Origin of the sequence: Mesorhizobium sp. M0664 (genome assembly GCF_040320565.1) — a bacterium.
GTDB lineage: Bacteria > Pseudomonadota > Alphaproteobacteria > Rhizobiales > Rhizobiaceae > Mesorhizobium.
Genome location: NZ_JAMYPW010000011.1, coordinates 104,242 through 120,722, shown reverse-complemented (window position 1 = coordinate 120,722; position 16,481 = coordinate 104,242). Strand labels below are relative to the sequence as shown.

The following is a 16,481-nucleotide window of genomic DNA, read 5'->3' as shown; positions in this document are numbered from 1 at the left end:
GCGCGCGGCAGCATTCCCTCCCCCTTGTGGGGAGGGTTAGGGTGGGGGTCCATCTTCGTAAGAATCCAAATGCGATAGCCCTGCCCTTGAGGGGGAGATGTCCGGCAGGACAGAGGGGGGCGCGAAGGAACTCGACCTGCGCGCCAAATAACCCTCTCCATCTCCGCCGAGCGTGGTTGCCGCCTGCAATTGGTATGGCAGCCTGAAAAAAGCTGGAGCCACGCCGGATTTTTGCGCGCGCCCTGCGCCGAACTGCGCTAAAGGCTTTGTTGGCCGGACCAGCGCCCATCGTGGAAGTGCCCCGCCGGCCGACATAGCCGCCACGGGGCCTTATTCCATGACCACAGAATCCCAAGTACCATCCGACCAGCGCTATGCCGCCTTTCGCCATCGGCCGTTCCTGAGCTACTGGGCGGCGCGCTTCCTTTCGACATTCTCCACCCAGATCGTGTCGGTCGCCGTCGGCTGGCAGATCTACGATCTGACCCGCGACCCGTTCGACCTCGGCCTTGTCGGCATCGTCCAGTTCCTGCCTTCGCTGCTGCTGGTGCTGGTCACCGGCGACGTTGCCGATCGTTTCGGGCGCCGTCTGATCATGGCGCTGGCGGTGCTGGTCGAGGCGGGCTGCGCCTTGGCCCTGCTGCTGCTGACGCTACGCGGCCTCTCCGGGCCGATGCCGGTCTTCATCGTGCTCGCCATGTTCGGCATCGCGCGCGCCTTCTTCGGGCCGGCCTCCTCATCGCTGTTCGCCAATCTGGTGCCGCCCGAGGATTTCGCCAACGCCATCGCCTGGAACTCGTCCGCCTGGCAGACGGCAACCATCGTCGGGCCGGTCGCCGGCGGCCTGCTCTACGGGCTTTCAGCCGAAGCCGCCTACACCACCGCCGCCGTGCTGATGCTGGTTGCCGCCGTGCTGATCTTCACCATCCCGAAGCCTGCCCAGCGCAGCCGGACCGACAGGCCGACGGTACAGACCCTGTTCGCCGGCTTCGGCTATATCTGGAGCGAAAAGATCGTGCTCGGTGCGATTTCGCTCGATCTGTTTGCGGTGCTCCTGTCCGGCGCCTCGGCGCTGCTGCCGGTCTACGCGCGCGATATCCTCGAACTCGGCCCATGGGGGCTCGGCCTGTTGCGCTCGGCGCCCGGCGTCGGCGCCATCTGCGTCGCCATCTGGCTGGCCGGACACCCGATCCGCAACCATGCCGGCCTTGTCATGCTCGGCTTCGTCGCGCTGTTCGGCGCGTTCACGGTTCTGTTCGGCCTCTCGACCATCGCCTGGCTGTCGATTGCGGCCCTTGCGCTGCTCGGCGCCACCGACATGTTCAGCGTCTATATCCGCGAGACGCTGATCCAGCTGTGGACGCCGGACGACGTTCGCGGCCGCGTCAACGCTGTCAACCAGGTTTTTGTCGGCGCTTCCAATGAGCTCGGCGAATTCCGCGCCGGTACGATGGCGGCGTTGATCGGCACGGTTCCGGCCGTGGTGGTCGGGGGTGTCGGGGCGATCGCTGTTGCCGGCCTATGGGCGGTGCTGTTCCCGCAGCTGCGCAAGGTGCGTCATCTCAGGGGGCGAAACTGATTACCGCAGCGCCGGCTTGCCGAAAATCATCGGCAGGAACTCGCCGAGCCAGCGCTTGAGGTGCATGTCCCAGATCAGCCGGCCGCCGAGATGGTCGCGGCCGGGCTGCGCGCCGGGCAGTTCGAAGCGGTGCGCGCCGCGCACCACCCAGCGCTGCATCATCGCCCGGGTCAATTCGCCATGGAACTGGATGCCCCAGGCATTGTCGCCATAGCGGAAGGCCTGGTTGGGATAGGTTTCGGCCGTCGCTAATAGCGTCGCGTCCTTCGGCAGCGAAAACCCTTCGCGATGGAACTGATAGACCATCTCCGGCCAATACATCAGCCTGCTGCCCGCTTCGGTCGCCTTCAGCGGATACCAGCCGATTTCGACGAGGCCCTCGCCATGGCCCTCGACCCTGCCGCCGAGATGCTTGACCAGCATTTGCGCGCCGAGGCAGATGCCAAGCAGCGGCCGGTTCTCGTTGAGCGGAATTTTGAGCCAGTCGGTCTCGCGGCGGACGAACTCGTCGCCGTCATTGGCGCTCATCGGCCCGCCGAACACCACGGCGCCGGCATGGCCATCCAGCGTCTGCGGCAAGGCCTCGCCGAGCGGCGGTCGGCGGATGTCGAGATCGAAGCCTTCCTCGATAAGCATATGGCCGACCCGTCCGGGGCTCGAATGCTCCTGATGCAGCACGATCAGGATCTTTGGTCTCGGACTTGGCTTGGGCGGCATTGGAAGGCGGGATCCTGTCTATTCGTCGCTTGAGGTTCCGGCAGCACCAGGAACCGCGGCGGCCGCCTTGAGGCGCGCCTCGACACGGTCGCGACGTTCGACGCCGATCAGCTCGGCGACCCGCCACACGGTATTGTCCTCGAGCTCGTGCAGCTCGCCATCGGCATAGACGATCTCCCACATCAGGCCGATGAAGGCCTTTCGCGCCTCGGCGTCGAGATGGCGCTTGAGCACGCTGGTGAAAGCGTAGAGGTCGATCGCCTCATTGTCGGCCCGCTCGCCGGCAGCCGCCAACGCGTCGAGTTCGTCGCCGCTGATCGAGTAGCTTTCCGCCAGCACCTTCTTGAACCGTTCCCATTCGCTATCCTGGCGCACCCCGTCGGCGTTCATCACGTGGAAAAGCAGGGCGGACGCGGCAATGCGCGGATCGTCGGCGCTGGGGCTGGCGCCACCACCGGACGGCAGATCCCTTAGAAACGACAAAACGCGTTCGAACATCAAATCATTCCCAATAAGCCCGGGTCCACTCGACCCTGATCAGAATAAACGAAACCGGCGCGTCGATTTATCCGCTGCGTCGTCTGGATCGACGCCGGGGTCGTCGGGCAGCCGCGTCAGCTCCTGCGCCGGCTCGACTGCCTCGGCATCTTCCGGCACTTGGGCAAACGCCGCCGCGGTGATTGGTGTCACATGATCCTCGCCGGCACGGTCGTCCGTCTTTTCCTCGGTCGCTGTGCCCGGTGTCTCCGCCGTGTGCTCGATCGTCCCGGCTCTTTCCTGTACCGGCCCGGCTGGAGCCGCGATGGCCGGCACCGGCGCCTCCGGCGTATCCTCATGACCGTCGATCAACTGCCCGAGCCGCTCCATCGGCGCCCGCCATTCGAATGCATCGAGCCTGCCGGTGATCGGCGATACCGGAGCCCAGCGTTCGGAGACGACACCATCGGCAACCCAGGCCGGGTCGCGCGGCGCTCTCACCGCCTTCGACAGCAACTGCCGCACCTTGCCCTGGTCGCCGGTCTCGGCCTCCTCGATATCGGCCAGCAGCAGATAGGCGCCTTCGCGGCGATCCATGCGGATCGCGGCTTCCGCCTCCCGGCGGGCGGTTGAAAAATCCTGCGCATCCAGCGCGGCGCGCGCCACGGCAAGCGAGGACTCGGCATGGTTCTTCTTCAGCTCCTGCAGCTTCTTTGCCCGGTTCAGCCGGTCGAGCACGGCATCGCCCGGCCTGGCATGGGTGTAGAGCTCGGCGATCTCCGGATGCGGCTCGGCCTTCCACCCCGCCTCGAGGATTTTCGAGCCTTTGCGCACGTCGTTCTGCCTAAACAGCAATTTCGCCGCGACGACCGCCGCCGGTGCAAAATCCGGCCGCAGCCGGTTGGCTTCGAGCGCCGCCGCCCTTGCGGCATTGGCATCGCTGTCGATCAGCGCCTGCGCCTTGGCGGTCAGCAGCACGGCGCGGCGGCGGTTGGCGGCGTCACGCTCGATCTGCCGGGTCGACTTCTGGGCATCGACCAGTTTCAGCGCGCCATCCCAGTCGCCGCGTCCGGTCAGGTCTTCCAGCGTCGATTCGGCCGCCCAGGCCAGTTGCGGCGCTACCGCCGCGGCACGGCCGGCATAGTGGCGGGCTGCGTTGCGGTCGCCGAGCCGCTCGGCCTCGAGATAAAGCCCGCGCAGGCCGAGCAGCCGCATTTCGGGATCATCGAGCATGGTCTCGAACTTTTCGCGGGCGCCTTCATGGTCGCCTTCGAGCAGCGAGGCCTGCGCGTCGAGCAGCTGGATCAGTGGCTCCTGATCGGAGCGGATCAGCTTTGCCGCTTCCTTGGTCTTCTTGCGGGCGAGCGCGCCGTCACCGGCGCCGGCGGCGATCATCCCGGTCGACAGCGCCTGGTAGCCGCGGTCGCGGCGACGCACGCGGAAATAGCGCGAGATCGTATAGGGGCTGTTCCACAGCGCCTTGATCAGCCACCAGACGATCATCACCGCGGCAACCACGGCAACGACCGCCACCGCCGCGACCATCAGGCTGACCTGGTATTGATAGCCATTGAAGGTGACGAGCATTTCGCCCGGCCGGTCGGCCAGCCAGGCGAAGCCGAGCCCGAGCGCAAAGACGACGGCAAGGAAGGCGAGGATGCGGATCATCGGGTTCCTCACGCCTTCATCGCGCCGGCGATGAGCGAATCGATCTGCGTCTCGACCTCCATCCGCGCTTTCAACTTGCCGGCAAAGTCGGCGCCGGCGGCCTTGGCCGCCTCAGGCAGGGTTTCATATTCGCTGAGCGCCTTGGCGTAGTCGCCCTGGTTGACCGCGACCTCCATGCGAGCGACGGTTTCCGGGACGCCGGTGCCTTCGACGGCGCCGATCGGCCTGACCTTGACGAGCGATTCGGCGCTGGACAGCAGCTTCTGCAGGATGCCGGCATTCTGGTCGATGGGAGTTGCGGCAGCGACCATCGCGTTGGCGGCGCCGTCCGCTTCGGCGGCGATCTCGGAGCGCATCGGGACGCCCTTTTCGGCATAGGTGCGCAACGTCGCAATCTCGGGTGCATCGGGTGAGATCGCGGCAAAGGTTTCGAGCTCGGCGGCGAACGGTGCACCACGGTCGAGCGCTGCCTTGAGCGCCGAAGCGGCAATGGCCAGTGCGATCTTCGGCTGCGAAGCCTGTGCATCGACCTTGCTCGAGATCTGTGAAACCGACTGTTCCAGGGCCGCAAGCCGGCTGTCCTGCGCCTTTGTCGTCTCGCCGGCCGATTTCACCAGCGCATCGAGCGCGGCCAGCCTGTCGTTGAGCGGGCCGAGATCGACCGGCGCCGTACCGCCGGCTTTGCCGAGGGCCGCAACCGCCGTCTCGATCTCCCTTACCTTGTCGCCAAGTGCTGCCAGGCCGGCATTGTCGCCGGCACCGCCTTGCTCGACCGCCGACTTCAACGCCGCGACGTCCGCCCTGACCTGATCCAGCGCCGACGACAGCCCGTCCACCTTGGCCGATGCGTCATTGTTGGCGCCGGCCTGTCTGAGGTCCGCGACCTCGCGTTTCAGCGAAACGATCTCACCATTGACCGCGTCGAGCGACACGCCGCCCGACCCCGGCGCACCGAGCAGGCCGGCAAATTGCAGCCCGCCGGCCGCGGCGAGGGCGATGACGCCGCCGATAATACCGGCGGCGATGCCGTTGATGCCGCTTCGCTTCGACTGCGCTGCCATATGGTCGTCCCTCGTCTCAGCTGTCTTCTCACCGGAACCTGGGATCCTCGGTTCGTTGGCCCCGGTTCCGCTGGATGCATCTTCGAAACTGTAATCGGAAACCGCGGAGCGCCCGGCCGGCGCATCCGAACCGGCGGGATAAGGGGTTTCCGCTTCCGTGGCAGAATCGACGCCGGCGTCCGCCGGCTCTTGCGTGCCGGCCGGCGCGGCTGCGTCGGCATGTTCCCATGGCTCGAGATCGGTCTGGTCCGCATGCACCGGCTCTTCAGGTGGCTCCGGCTGCGAGGCGTTCGCCGCTTCCTCGGCCCGCGCCTCGTCGGTCTGCGAGGTCACGGCATCCTGTTTGTCGGCGACTCGCGAGACGGCGCCAGGCTCAAGCTCGATGGTCACCGGCTCACGGCGGCTCTTGGAATGCCGCATCTTCGGCGTCTTGACCATGCTCGGGCTCCGCAAAATTCGCTTCGGGATGGTTGAAAGGGTCTAGCACATCACCAAGCGGTGAAAAGGGGCGGCGTGATGACGCCACGGCTTGGAGTTCAGTTTTGGCAAAACGCCGCAGGGCCGAATCCGCGTTTCAAGCCAAGGCCCATGCTCGGCACACAAAAAACCCGCCTCGGCGGGCGGGTCGTTGGAGCCAATTGGCACCATAACCAAATTACTAGCATAGCTGCCGGCACAAAGCAAGAACAAAATGTGCCCGAGGGCAATCGCCTGCGTTTGGCGCCGCCCTTCAAGCACGGCACAGAGCCGCCGCTAATGCCATCAGCGCGGCGCCTGCAAAAGTCCCAGCAAGGCATCTTCGCTGGGCTCGAGCGCAATCCGTATCCTTTCGCCAGCGACATCGCCCAAGGCCGCGGCAATGCGTCCCGACAGCGCGAAACAGCGCGTGTCCTGAAAAAGGCTACGCAGCGCCGGCCGGCTAGCCAGGGCCTGCATCGCTTTTGCCGCCTTGGCCGAATAGAGCAGCACCGCCTCGACCGGCCGGGCGGACAGGCGCGCAAGAACGGCCTCGTCGGAGTAATCCAGGACAACGGTGTCGTAGGTCTCGACGGCGCGGACCTGAACGCCCGACGCCAACAGCCCTTCCTCGAAGCCGGGAAATCGCACCCGCCCGCAGAGATAGACGATCGTCTGCCCCGCGTAAGCGCCAGCAAGCGCATCGGCCAGCGCCTCGGCATTGCCCGGGCCTTCGCTGACCGACAGAAACCCGGCAGCGCGGGCGGCTTCCGCCGTCTTCCTGCCGACGGCGTGGCACGGCAAGCCGGCGAACGCCGCGATGACCTCTTTCGGCGCATGGCGAACGGCATTGGCGCTGGTGACCGCGACCGCCGCGGCGTCAGCGAGCGCGCCGGCATCGACCGGCAGCGTCACGGTTCCGGTCAATGGCAGCAGGATCGGCTGAAAGCCGGCATCCGCAAGCCGGCGCCCCGTGCGCGACGCGCCCGGTTCGGGCCTCGTCACAAGGACGCGGAGCATGTCAGGTCCAGCCATCGAAGAATGTTTCGCCGGCCTTGGCCCGAACGGTCGCCGCGGCGTCCGCGCCAATGCGCGCCGCCTCCTGCGCCGGCCCTTGCAGCCTGACTTCATGCGACTGCGTGCCATCGGGCGAGATGATCAGCCCGGCAAAGGAAACCGTTCCGCCCGATATCGTCGCATGTCCGGCGATCGGCGTGCGGCAGGACCCGTCGAGCGCCGCCAGGAAGGCGCGCTCGCAGGCCAGCGCCTCGCCGGTCGGCCCGTCGTGGATCGCTGCCAGCATCTGTTCCACGTCGCGGTCTCCGATGCGGCTTTCGATGCAGATCGCGCCTTGCCCCGGCGCCGGCGGAAAGACCTCGAGCGGCATCAGGTCGGTGACGACGTCTTCGAGCCCGAGCCGCTTCAGCCCGGCATAGGCGAGGATTGTGCCATCGGCGATGCCGTCGTCGAGCTTGCGCAGCCGCGTCTGCACATTGCCGCGAAACATCACCACCTCGATGTCCGGCCGCATCCGCCGGATCAGCGCCTGGCGCCGCAGCGACGACGAACCGACCCTGGCGCCTTGCGGCAGGCCGGCAATCGTTCGCGCCGCCTTGCCGATGAAGGCATCGCGCGCGTCCTCGCGCGGCAGGAACGCGGACAGTTCGAGCCCCTCGGGCAACAGCGTCGGCATGTCCTTCGACGAATGCACGGCGATGTCGATGCGGCGCGCCAGCAGCGCCTCCTCGATCTCCTTGGTGAACAGGCCCTTGCCGCCGGCTTCCGACAGCGGCCGGTCCTGGATGCGGTCGCCGGTGGTCGAGATGACGACCACCTCGAAAGCTTCCGCCGGCATGCCGTGCGCCGCCATCAGCCGCGCCTGCGTTTCATGCGCCTGCGCCAGCGCCAGCGGGCTGCCGCGTGTTCCGATTCTCAAGGTTGTTTGCATGACGCGTCGTCCGTGATAACCCCCGGCAGGTTTTCGGGCTTTCTCCTATCGGGGAAAGGCCGGTTGCACAATCATCGAGGACAGCGACGAATTGATCCGCGTTCTGGGCATCGAGACGAGTTGCGACGAGACCGCCGCCAGCGTGGTGGCGCTGGACGGTCGCAGCACGCCGCAAATCCTGTCGAACATCGTGCTCAGCCAGATCGAGGAGCATGCTGCTTTCGGCGGCGTCGTGCCGGAGATCGCCGCGCGCGCCCATGTCGAGGCGCTCGACGGCATCATCGAGGCAGCGCTGGCCGATTCCGGCGTCGAGCTCGCCGACATCGATGCGATTGCCGCCACCGCCGGCCCCGGTCTTGTCGGCGGGCTGATCGTCGGCCTGATGACGGCCAAAGCAATCGCCGCGGCAGCAAAAAAACCGCTGATCGCCATCAACCATCTCGAAGGCCACGCGCTGACGGCCAGGCTGACCGACGGGCTCGACTTTCCCTACCTCTTGCTGCTGGTCTCCGGCGGCCATACCCAGATCGTCGCCGTGCGCGGCGTCGGCGACTACCAGCGCTGGGCGACGACGATCGACGACGCGCTTGGCGAAGCCTTCGACAAGACGGCCAAGATGCTCGGCCTGCCCTATCCGGGCGGACCGAATGTCGAGAAGGCGGCGGCAACCGGTGACGCGACGCGTTTCGCCTTTCCGCGCCCGATGAAGGGCTCCGTGCAGCCCGATTTTTCCTTCTCCGGCCTCAAGACCGCGGTGCGCCAGGCGGCAACCGCGATTGCCCCGCTGAGCGACCAGGATGTCGCCGATATCTGCGCCTCGTTCCAGGCGGCGGTCGCGGATGCGCTGGGCGACCGTGTTGCGCGGGCGCTGACCCGGTTCCGTCAGCAATTCCCGGACAAGGCCGAGCCTGCATTGGTTGTCGCCGGCGGCGTCGCCGCCAATCGGACCATCAAGGCGACATTGCAGGGCCTGTGCGAGCAGGCCGGGTTCAGCTTCGTCGCGCCGCCGCTCAACCTCTGCACCGACAATGCGGCGATGATCGCCTGGGCCGGCATCGAGCGCTTGCGCGCCGGCATATCAGGTGAAAACGCCGCCGATTTCGTGCCGCGCTCGCGCTGGCCGCTGGACAGCGTCTCGGCCCCGATGGTCGGCTCGGGCCGGCGTGGGGCCAAGGCATGACCGGCAGCGAGCACAAGGCGCCAAGCGGCTGGCGCGTCGCCGTGCTCGGCGGCGGCGCCTGGGGCACGGCGCTGGCGCTGGCCACGCTGCGCGCCGGTCATTTCGTCCGCCTCTATGCGCGCGACCCGGAGACCGTCGCGGCGGTCGACCGTGGCGAAAATCCGCGCTATCTGCCGGGCATTGCGCTCGATCCCGGCATCGTGGCGACGAGCGACATCGAGGCGGCGCTCGACGGTGCCGACTGCGTTCTGGCGGTAGCGCCGGCGCAATCGTTGCGGATTATGCTGACGGCCGCGTCCAGCCATATGCCGAAAGGCGTCCCGCTGGTCCTCTGCGCCAAGGGCATCGAGCGCGACACCGGCGCGCTGCTGTCGTCCATCACCGAGGAAATACTGCCGGCAAATCCGGTCGCCGCTTTGTCCGGCCCAAGCTTTGCCACCGACGTCGCCAGGGGCCTGCCGACGGCCGTCGTGGTCGCCGCCCGCGACGAGGCTCTGGCCACCGACCTTGCCGCCCGCTTTTCGGCGGAAAATCTGCGCTGTTATTCGAGCGACGACCTGATCGGCGTCGAGATCGGCGGCGCGCTGAAGAACGTCTTTGCAATTGCCGCGGGTGCCGTCACCGGCGCCGGGCTCGGTGCCAGCGCCCAGGCGGCGATGGTGACGCGCGGCTTCGTCGAATTGCGCCGCATCGGCGCCGCCTTTGGCGCCAGGCCGGAGACGTTGATGGGGCTTTCCGGCCTCGGCGACCTGCTGCTCACCTGCTCGTCCGCGCAGTCGCGCAATTTCGCCTATGGGCTGGCGCTGGGGCAAGGCAAGCCGCTTGTCGGCTTGCCTTTGGCCGAAGGCGTGCCGACGGCGGCAATCGCCGCCCGCATCGCCGGCGAGCGCCAGATCGACGCGCCGATCATCGCCGCCGTCGCCGCCATACTGGACGGCACCATAACTATAGACCAGGCTGTGTCGGCGTTGATGACAAGGCCACTCAAGACCGAAACCGACATGTAATCGCGAACGATTGCGGAGATGGAAAGATGCTGTTTGCGTTGATTTGCAAGGACAAGCCAGGAAGCCTGCAGGTGCGGCTCGACACGCGGCCCGAGCACATTGCCTTTCTGGAAGGGCTGAACGGCGACAAGAAACTGGGTTTCGCCGGCCCTTTCCTCGACGCCGACGGCAAGCCGGACGGCAGCCTCGTCGTTGTCGAGGCGCCCGATCTGGCGGCGGCAAAAGCGCTGTCGGCGGCGGATCCCTATACCAAGGCGGGGCTGTTCGAAAGCGTCGAAATCCGGCAATGGAACTGGAGCTTCAACAAACCTGTGAGTGAATGATCGTTCGTTCGCCCTGCCCCTCATCCGCCTGCCGGCACCTTCTCCCCGTGAAGAACGGGGAGAAGGGAGAAGCTCCAGCGCTGGCGACCCCTCTCCCCGTCCTTACGGGGAGCGGGTAAGGGTGAGGGGCAGCGCCAACGCTGGATAGCGACAAACCGACAACGGCAACGGGACAACTGAGATGAACTACTGGCTGTTCAAATCCGAACCTTCGGTCTTCTCCTTCGAGGACCTCAAGGCCAAGGGCAAGGCCGGCACGCAGTGGGACGGCGTGCGCAATTATGCGGCGCGCAACAACATGAAGGCGATGCAGATCGGCGATCTCGGCTTCTTCTACCATTCCAATGACGGGCTGGACATCGTCGGCATCGCCGAAGTCTGCGCTCTGGCCCATCAGGACAGCACCACCGACGATCCCCGCTGGGAGTGCGTCGACATCCGCGCCTTCAAGGCCATGCCGAAGCCGGTGACGCTGGAGCAGGCCAAGGCCAATCCAAAGCTGGCCGACATGGCGCTGGTGCGGCTCGGGCGGCTGTCTGTGCAGCCGGTGACGCCGGCCGAATGGCAAGAGGTTTGCCGCATGGGCGGCCTGACGCCGGCGCCATGACGGCGCTGACGCCGGACAGCGCCAGGAAATTCATCCTCGACAACACGGCGCTGATGGCGCCGCCGCATGTGCCGGAGATCCGCCTGCACCTGGCCGACGAGGCGCACGAACTGTGGCAGCGGACCGAGGACGAGCTGACCGAAATCGGCCTGCCGCCACCCTTCTGGGCTTTTGCCTGGGCCGGCGGCCAAGGCCTTGCCCGCTACATCCTCGACAATCCGGCGGCGGTGCGCGGCAAGCGCGTGCTGGACTTCGCCTCCGGCTCCGGCCTTGTCGCCATTGCCGCGGTGAAGGCCGGAGCTGCCGAGGTGATCGCCGCCGATATCGACCCATTCTGCGCGACCGCGATCCGCCTCAATGCCGAGGCAAATGGGACCGAGATAAAATTCCTCATCGGTGACTGCATCGGCAGCGATGCCGGCTGGGACGTGGTGCTGGCCGGCGACGTCTTCTACGACAAAACTTTCGCCGACAGGCTGATGCCGTGGTTCGTCGCGCTGAAGGCGCGCGGTGCCGACATTCTCGTCGGCGATCCCGGCCGCTCCTATCTGCCGAAGACCGGGCTGGAGCCGCTTGCCGTCTACGAAGTGGCGGTGACCCGGGCGCTGGAGGCCGCCGAGGTCAAGCGCACCACCGTCTGGCGCCTTGCTTGACGGCATCGCCGAACAGGCGTTCCATCGCGCAATCGACCGGAGGGAACCATGGATTTTTCAGCAATCAATTGGCTGGCGGTAATCGTCGCCGCCGTCGTGGCGTGGTTGTTCGGCGCGGCCTGGTACATGGGCTTGAGCAAGCCGTGGCTGAAGGCCGCCAAGCTTGATCCGGCGACGATGAGCAAATCGATGCTGCCCTTCGTCGTCTCCTTCATCGCGGAGCTCGTCATGGCGCTGGTCATGTCGCTGATCATCGGCGCCGTAACCGGCGGCGAGCCGAGCCTGCTTGCCGGGGTGATCTTCGGCTTCGTTCTCTGGCTGGGGTTCGTCGCCACCACGCTTTCGGTCAACCATCGTTACGAAGGTTTCGGCTGGGATCTGACGCTCATCGATGTTGGTCACTGGCTCGGCGTGCTGCTTCTCATCGGCGCGGTGATCGGCTGGTTCGGCGCGGCGGCGGGCTGACCGTCAGCTCGGGGTCCTGGCGATTTCCTCGAGAAGCCAATCGCGAAAGGCGACGATGCGCGGATCATTCGCCGCGGTCTCCGGATAGACCAGGAAATAGGCGAATTCGGGCGCGACCTTGATGCCGAGTTCGAACGGCCGGATCAGCCTACCTTCCGAAAGGTCGTTTGCCACCATGGCGAAATCGGCGAGCGCGACCGCGTTGCCGTCGAGCGCGGCCTGGACGGCATCCGTCGAATTGCCGAACACGATGGTCCGGCTGTCGTCGAAATCGTCGACGCCCGCCGCCGCCATCCACATGCTCCAATTCGGCCAGGTGACGCCCTGGCGTGACCACTCGATATGGGCCAGCGTATGATGGAACAGGTCGCGCGGCTCCTTGAGCGGCGGCCCTGACCGCAGCAAGGCCGGGCTGCAGACGGGGATGATGACGTTTTCGAACAGCCGGTGCGAGCGAAGCCCCGGATATTTGCCGGTGCCGAAACGGATGCCGAGATCGACGTCGTCGCGATCGAAGTCGCGCACCTCGTAACTGATGTCGAAACGCAGCTCGATTGCCGGATGCTGCTTGCGAAAATCGTCGACGCGCCGCATCAGCCACTTCGTCGCGAATTGCGCATCGAGGGTGACCTTCAGCAGCGCCGATCCGCGCGCCGTCTTCTGCGCCCGTGAGACGGCCCGGCCAAGCAGGTCGAGCGCATCGGTCGAAGCTTCGAACAGCACCGCGCCCGCCTCGGTCAGCCGGATCGTGCGGCTGGTGCGTGTGAACAGCACGATGCCGAGCTGATCCTCGATTTCCTTGATCTGATGGCTGACCGCTGCCGGCGTCAGGCCGAGCTCGTCGGCGGCGCGGGTGAAATTGAGGTGCCGCGCCGCTGCCTCCAGCGTCCGCAGCGCACGGGTTCCAGGCAGCAGGCGCGCCATCAGTGCCAGACGAGGAGGGTTCGGTCGAGGGTTCGGTCGAGCATTCCAATCATCAAACAGAACTTGAAGATGCAGAAAAAACTACTCGTTTCCCGTTTGAATTTCAATCCGCCATGATCTGAGCATCGAAGAAACATCAAACCGGATTTGATGTCCGGAGAAGCGGATTGCACCATGTCTGACATCGCCTTGCGCTCGGTAACCCTCCGCCCGGCCTGGCTGCGCGCCGTGCTTGACTGGCTTCGGCACGCAAAAATCGCGGTCAATCTTCCCTACCAAAATGTCGAGGATCTCTCCGATCGCCAGCTTCGCGACATCGGCGGCGAACGCAAGGACATCGCACGCGCCATGGACCGCGAACTCGGCCGGCTCGGCCTTCTCGACATCGGGTGGCAAAGGAGTAGGGGAGTAGGGGAGTAGGGGAGTAGGGGAGTAGGGGAGTAGGGGAGTAGGAAAGCTAAGCGGCGCGCCCGCCCCTGTCTCTACTCTTACTGCCCTACTCCCCTATTCCCCTATTCCCTCACCTCACCACCCTTACCACCGTCCGCTCTGACAGCAGCGGCAGCAGCCGCGCCATGGTGCGGGCGGTTACCGCGACGCAGCCTTGCGTCGGCGTGAAGCCGGGGCGCGCCAGGTGGAAGAAGATGGCGCTGCCGCGCCCGCGCCGGCGCGGCACAATGTTCCAGTCCAGCACCAGGCAGGCGTCATAGAGATCGTCGGTGCGCAGCATCCGCTCATGGCTGGCGCCATAGGGGATTTTGACCGGGCGGTTGTAGTTGCGGTCCCCAGGCACTTCGCACCAGCCGAGGTCGCGGCCGATCGGCGTCATCGCCAGCCGCGTCCGGCGGCCGCCGGCAAAACGGTCGCCGCGAAAATATCCCGACAATATCCGCATCGAGGCAAGCGGCGTGGCGCCGTCGCCCTCGCGCTTGCCGGCCGAGATGCCGCCATGCCCCAGCGCACATGGAAACACCAGTTTGCCGGCCTGCAGAAAGCCCTGGCTGGGTTGGCCGGGGCGCGCGCGCACGGTGAGCACGGTGAGCCCTTTCGGCAAAATTGCACCGACTGCATTGCGATCGTGTTTTTTCTTGTATGATCGTGCCACGGAACAAATCACTGTGAACGGCTGTTGTGCCGGTCAGCTTCCGCATAAACAGGCAGCGGTCAACTGAAATCTCTTTTCAAAACAACGGATTGATCCATGACTTCACGCACCATTCTGATCGTCGACGACGATGACGACCTGCGCGGCACCCTTGTCGAGCAATTGTCGCTTTATGAGGAATTCGATGTCCTGCAGGAAGCGACCGCCGCCAAAGGCGTCGCCACGGCGCGTGGCGGGCTCATCGACCTGCTCATCATGGATGTCGGCCTGCCCGACATGGATGGCCGCGAGGCGGTAAAGATATTGCGCAAGGGCGGCTACAAGGCGCCGATCATCATGCTGACCGGCCATGATACCGATTCCGACACCATCCTTGGCCTCGAGGCCGGCGCCAACGACTATGTGACGAAGCCGTTCCGTTTTGCCGTGCTGCTGGCCCGCATCCGCGCGCAGTTGCGCCAGCACGAACAGAGCGAGGACGCCACTTTCTCGGTCGGCCCCTACACGTTCAAGCCCAGCCAGAAGCTTCTGATCGACCCGCGCGGCGCCAAGGTGCGATTGACCGAAAAGGAAGCCTCGATCATCAAATATCTCTACCGTGCCGACCAGAAGGTGGTGACCCGCGACGTGCTGCTGGAGGAAGTCTGGGGCTACAATTCCGGCGTCACCACGCATACGCTCGAAACTCACGTCTACCGGCTGCGCCAGAAGATCGAGCGCGATCCTTCCAACGCGGAAATTCTCGTGACAGAAAGCGGCGGCTACAAGCTGGTTCCTTAAACATTTCATTATTCAAATAAGCGATCCGGGCGGGGCGCTTTTCGGGTACGGTCCTGAGGCTGGAGGTGGTTTTGGATCGGCCTCGTAGGGGAGGAGTCGGACTGACGGTTCGGGGACATAGCTAGATGGCGCTGGATGACGACATCCGCATCCTGTCCACCGTGAGGCTCTTCGAGGGCTTTACGCAGGAACAGCTGCGTCTGCTCGCCTTCGGCGCCGAAACCACCATGTTGAAAGCCGACCACAAGCTTTACCGCGAGGACGACGAGGCTGATTCGGCCTACATCGTGGTCAGCGGCCGCATCGTCCTCTACCGCGAGCACGACGGCGAGCGCATCCCGATCGGCACCGTCGGCCCCGGCACCATGCTCAGCGAACTGGCGCTGATCGCCGACACCAACCGGCTGACCAGCGCCTCCGCCGAAATCGATTCGGAAGTGCTGCGGCTCAGCCGCAAGATGTTCCGCCGCATCCTCGAGGAATACCCGGAACTGGCGGTTCACCTGCACCAGCGCATTTTGGAGGATTTCCAGGCGATGATTCGCCGCATCGAGGAACTTGGGCCGCGTTTTGCCGGCTAATATAGCGCCTCTGGCCTAACCAGATCGACTTCGGAACTGCGAGGGCTCAGGGCCGGTGCGTTGCGGAAACAAGCTCGGCCTTGCGCCGTGCCGTCTCCAGTCCGAGCGCAATGAAGCGGCGCGCATGTTTGGCCAGCTCGATGTTGTCGGTCCACAGATTGCGCCAGATCGCGGTTTTCCGCGACAGGTTCGCGTCGACGATTTCCGAGGAGAAGGATTCGAAGCTGAGGTCGTCGCTGTAACCGATGGCGGTCAGCGCATCGAATATCGCGGCAAAATCGATATTGCCGGTGCCGAGGAAACCGCGATGGCTCTCGCCGATATGGACATAGCCGATCTTCCCGACCGCATTGCGAATGGCCAAGCCGACATCGGCCTCCTCGATGTTCATGTGGAAGCTGTCGAGATGCAGGAAGATATTGTCGGAGCCGCTGTCCGCGATGAAGGCCATGCCTTGCGCGGCGGTGTTGAGCAGATTGCTTTCGAAGCGGTTGACGATTTCGAGGTTGAGGGTGACGCCGGCTGATTTTGCCGTGTCCGCCACCTCGGCCAGCGTGCCGGCGCTGCGGTTCCACTGGTCACGCGTCGGCGCCTCGCTCTGCAAGCCGTGGCTGGTGCTGAGGATGCCGGCAACCTTCTGGCCGCCGAGATCGCGGGTCAGCGCGATCGTGCGTTCCAGGATTTCGACGCCGTGCGCGGCAATCGTTTTGTCGGCGCTCGAAATATCGCCGTCGGCCGGCAGTCCAATGCTGATCGCAACGCCGAGGCCGAGATCGGCGATCCGCTTGGCCAGGCCGTCAATGTCGACATTGGCGGGGTCGAGATAGGAGAATTCGATCAGGTCGAAGCCGGCTTCCCTGGTGTTGGCCAGCGTCCGCTCGAGGTCGCCCTGCGCCGAGCTCGCCGACCAGACGAATGAGTGGATTCCGATGCGCGACATGATCGTCTCC

The 16,481-nt window shown here is 65.5% G+C and carries 19 protein-coding genes; 10 read left to right on the top strand and 9 right to left on the bottom strand.

Going from position 1 to position 16,481, the window contains the following annotated elements; translation table 11 throughout:
- Nucleotides 1-337 precede the first annotated feature (337 nt).
- Nucleotides 338-1,579: an MFS transporter gene (locus NKI39_RS14170; protein ID WP_352832425.1), complete on the top strand. Its 1,242-nt coding sequence runs from the start codon at nucleotides 338-340 to the stop codon at nucleotides 1,577-1,579.
- On the opposite strand, the gene NKI39_RS14165 is transcribed toward NKI39_RS14170, so the two are convergent.
- The 6 genes from NKI39_RS14165 to hemC all read right to left on the bottom strand — a co-directional run bounded on the left by NKI39_RS14165 (nucleotide 1,580) and on the right by hemC (nucleotide 7,906).
- A complete protein-coding gene (locus NKI39_RS14165) occupies nucleotides 1,580-2,296 on the bottom strand; it encodes a glutamine amidotransferase (RefSeq protein WP_352832422.1) in 717 nt (238 codons plus the stop codon). It abuts the gene before it with no gap.
- Between the two features lie 18 nt (nucleotides 2,297-2,314).
- Entirely contained in the window at nucleotides 2,315-2,794 is a 480-nt protein-coding gene (locus tag NKI39_RS14160) for a tellurite resistance TerB family protein (RefSeq protein ID WP_352832420.1), read from the bottom strand.
- 39 nt (nucleotides 2,795-2,833) lie between these two features.
- Nucleotides 2,834-4,441, bottom strand: coding sequence for a heme biosynthesis protein HemY (locus NKI39_RS14155; protein WP_352683749.1), 1,608 nt, complete (start codon nucleotides 4,439-4,441; stop codon nucleotides 2,834-2,836).
- Nucleotides 4,442-4,449: 8 nt separating this feature from the next.
- On the bottom strand, nucleotides 4,450-5,940 hold the full coding sequence (locus NKI39_RS14150; RefSeq protein ID WP_352832417.1) for a COG4223 family protein: 1,491 nt from the start codon (nucleotides 5,938-5,940) through the stop codon (nucleotides 4,450-4,452).
- Between the two features lie 324 nt (nucleotides 5,941-6,264).
- The gene (locus NKI39_RS14145) at nucleotides 6,265-6,978 is read right to left on the bottom strand and encodes a uroporphyrinogen-III synthase (RefSeq protein ID WP_352832414.1); all 714 of its coding nucleotides are present in this window, start codon (nucleotides 6,976-6,978) and stop codon (nucleotides 6,265-6,267) included.
- A gap of 1 nt (nucleotide 6,979) precedes the next feature.
- Nucleotides 6,980-7,906: a hydroxymethylbilane synthase gene (gene hemC / locus NKI39_RS14140; RefSeq protein WP_352540855.1), complete on the bottom strand. Its 927-nt coding sequence runs from the start codon at nucleotides 7,904-7,906 to the stop codon at nucleotides 6,980-6,982.
- A gap of 94 nt (nucleotides 7,907-8,000) precedes the next feature.
- Between hemC and tsaD the strand changes: the two genes are divergently transcribed.
- The 6 genes from tsaD (at nucleotide 8,001) to NKI39_RS14110 (ending at nucleotide 12,141) form a co-directional block, all read left to right on the top strand.
- Nucleotides 8,001-9,086, top strand: coding sequence for a tRNA (adenosine(37)-N6)-threonylcarbamoyltransferase complex transferase subunit TsaD (gene tsaD, locus NKI39_RS14135; protein WP_352540951.1), 1,086 nt, complete (start codon nucleotides 8,001-8,003; stop codon nucleotides 9,084-9,086).
- On the top strand, nucleotides 9,083-10,093 hold the full coding sequence (locus NKI39_RS14130; RefSeq protein ID WP_352540854.1) for an NAD(P)H-dependent glycerol-3-phosphate dehydrogenase: 1,011 nt from the start codon (nucleotides 9,083-9,085) through the stop codon (nucleotides 10,091-10,093). The genes tsaD and NKI39_RS14130 overlap by 4 nt, the downstream gene beginning before the upstream one ends.
- Before the next feature lie 26 nt (nucleotides 10,094-10,119).
- Nucleotides 10,120-10,416, top strand: a complete 297-nt coding sequence (locus tag NKI39_RS14125; protein ID WP_352470768.1) for a YciI-like protein — start codon at nucleotides 10,120-10,122, stop codon at nucleotides 10,414-10,416.
- Nucleotides 10,417-10,597: 181 nt separating this feature from the next.
- Nucleotides 10,598-11,023 (top strand): EVE domain-containing protein, encoded by a 426-nt coding sequence (locus NKI39_RS14120; RefSeq protein ID WP_023680473.1) that lies wholly within the window; start codon nucleotides 10,598-10,600, stop codon nucleotides 11,021-11,023.
- Nucleotides 11,020-11,676: a class I SAM-dependent methyltransferase gene (locus NKI39_RS14115; RefSeq protein ID WP_352832432.1), complete on the top strand. Its 657-nt coding sequence runs from the start codon at nucleotides 11,020-11,022 to the stop codon at nucleotides 11,674-11,676. Before NKI39_RS14120 ends, NKI39_RS14115 begins: the two co-directional genes overlap by 4 nt.
- A 48-nt stretch (nucleotides 11,677-11,724) precedes the next feature.
- Entirely contained in the window at nucleotides 11,725-12,141 is a 417-nt protein-coding gene (locus NKI39_RS14110; RefSeq protein ID WP_023680475.1) for a DUF1761 domain-containing protein, read from the top strand.
- 3 nt (nucleotides 12,142-12,144) lie between these two features.
- Here NKI39_RS14110 and gcvA read toward each other — a convergent pair whose 3' ends face one another.
- The gene (gene gcvA, locus NKI39_RS14105) at nucleotides 12,145-13,065 is read right to left on the bottom strand and encodes a transcriptional regulator GcvA (protein ID WP_352767415.1); all 921 of its coding nucleotides are present in this window, start codon (nucleotides 13,063-13,065) and stop codon (nucleotides 12,145-12,147) included.
- A gap of 174 nt (nucleotides 13,066-13,239) precedes the next feature.
- Here gcvA and NKI39_RS14100 point away from each other — a divergent pair, with 174 nt between their 5' ends.
- Entirely contained in the window at nucleotides 13,240-13,485 is a 246-nt protein-coding gene (locus NKI39_RS14100) for a hypothetical protein (protein WP_352451326.1), read from the top strand.
- A 100-nt stretch (nucleotides 13,486-13,585) separates the two neighbouring features.
- Here the strand turns inward: NKI39_RS14100 and NKI39_RS14095 are convergent, their stop codons facing one another.
- Nucleotides 13,586-14,122 (bottom strand): L,D-transpeptidase family protein, encoded by a 537-nt coding sequence (locus NKI39_RS14095; RefSeq protein ID WP_245274862.1) that lies wholly within the window; start codon nucleotides 14,120-14,122, stop codon nucleotides 13,586-13,588.
- 144 nt (nucleotides 14,123-14,266) lie between these two features.
- On the opposite strand from NKI39_RS14095, the gene NKI39_RS14090 reads away from it, so the two are divergent.
- Both NKI39_RS14090 and NKI39_RS14085 read left to right on the top strand, forming a co-directional pair.
- Nucleotides 14,267-14,950, top strand: a complete 684-nt coding sequence (locus tag NKI39_RS14090) for a response regulator transcription factor (protein ID WP_023680479.1) — start codon at nucleotides 14,267-14,269, stop codon at nucleotides 14,948-14,950.
- Between the two features lie 125 nt (nucleotides 14,951-15,075).
- Nucleotides 15,076-15,531, top strand: a complete 456-nt coding sequence (locus NKI39_RS14085; protein ID WP_352470773.1) for a Crp/Fnr family transcriptional regulator — start codon at nucleotides 15,076-15,078, stop codon at nucleotides 15,529-15,531.
- A 46-nt stretch (nucleotides 15,532-15,577) separates the two neighbouring features.
- Here the strand turns inward: NKI39_RS14085 and NKI39_RS14080 are convergent, their stop codons facing one another.
- Nucleotides 15,578-16,471, bottom strand: coding sequence for a sugar phosphate isomerase/epimerase family protein (locus NKI39_RS14080; protein WP_352540852.1), 894 nt, complete (start codon nucleotides 16,469-16,471; stop codon nucleotides 15,578-15,580).
- Nucleotides 16,472-16,481 lie beyond the last annotated feature (10 nt).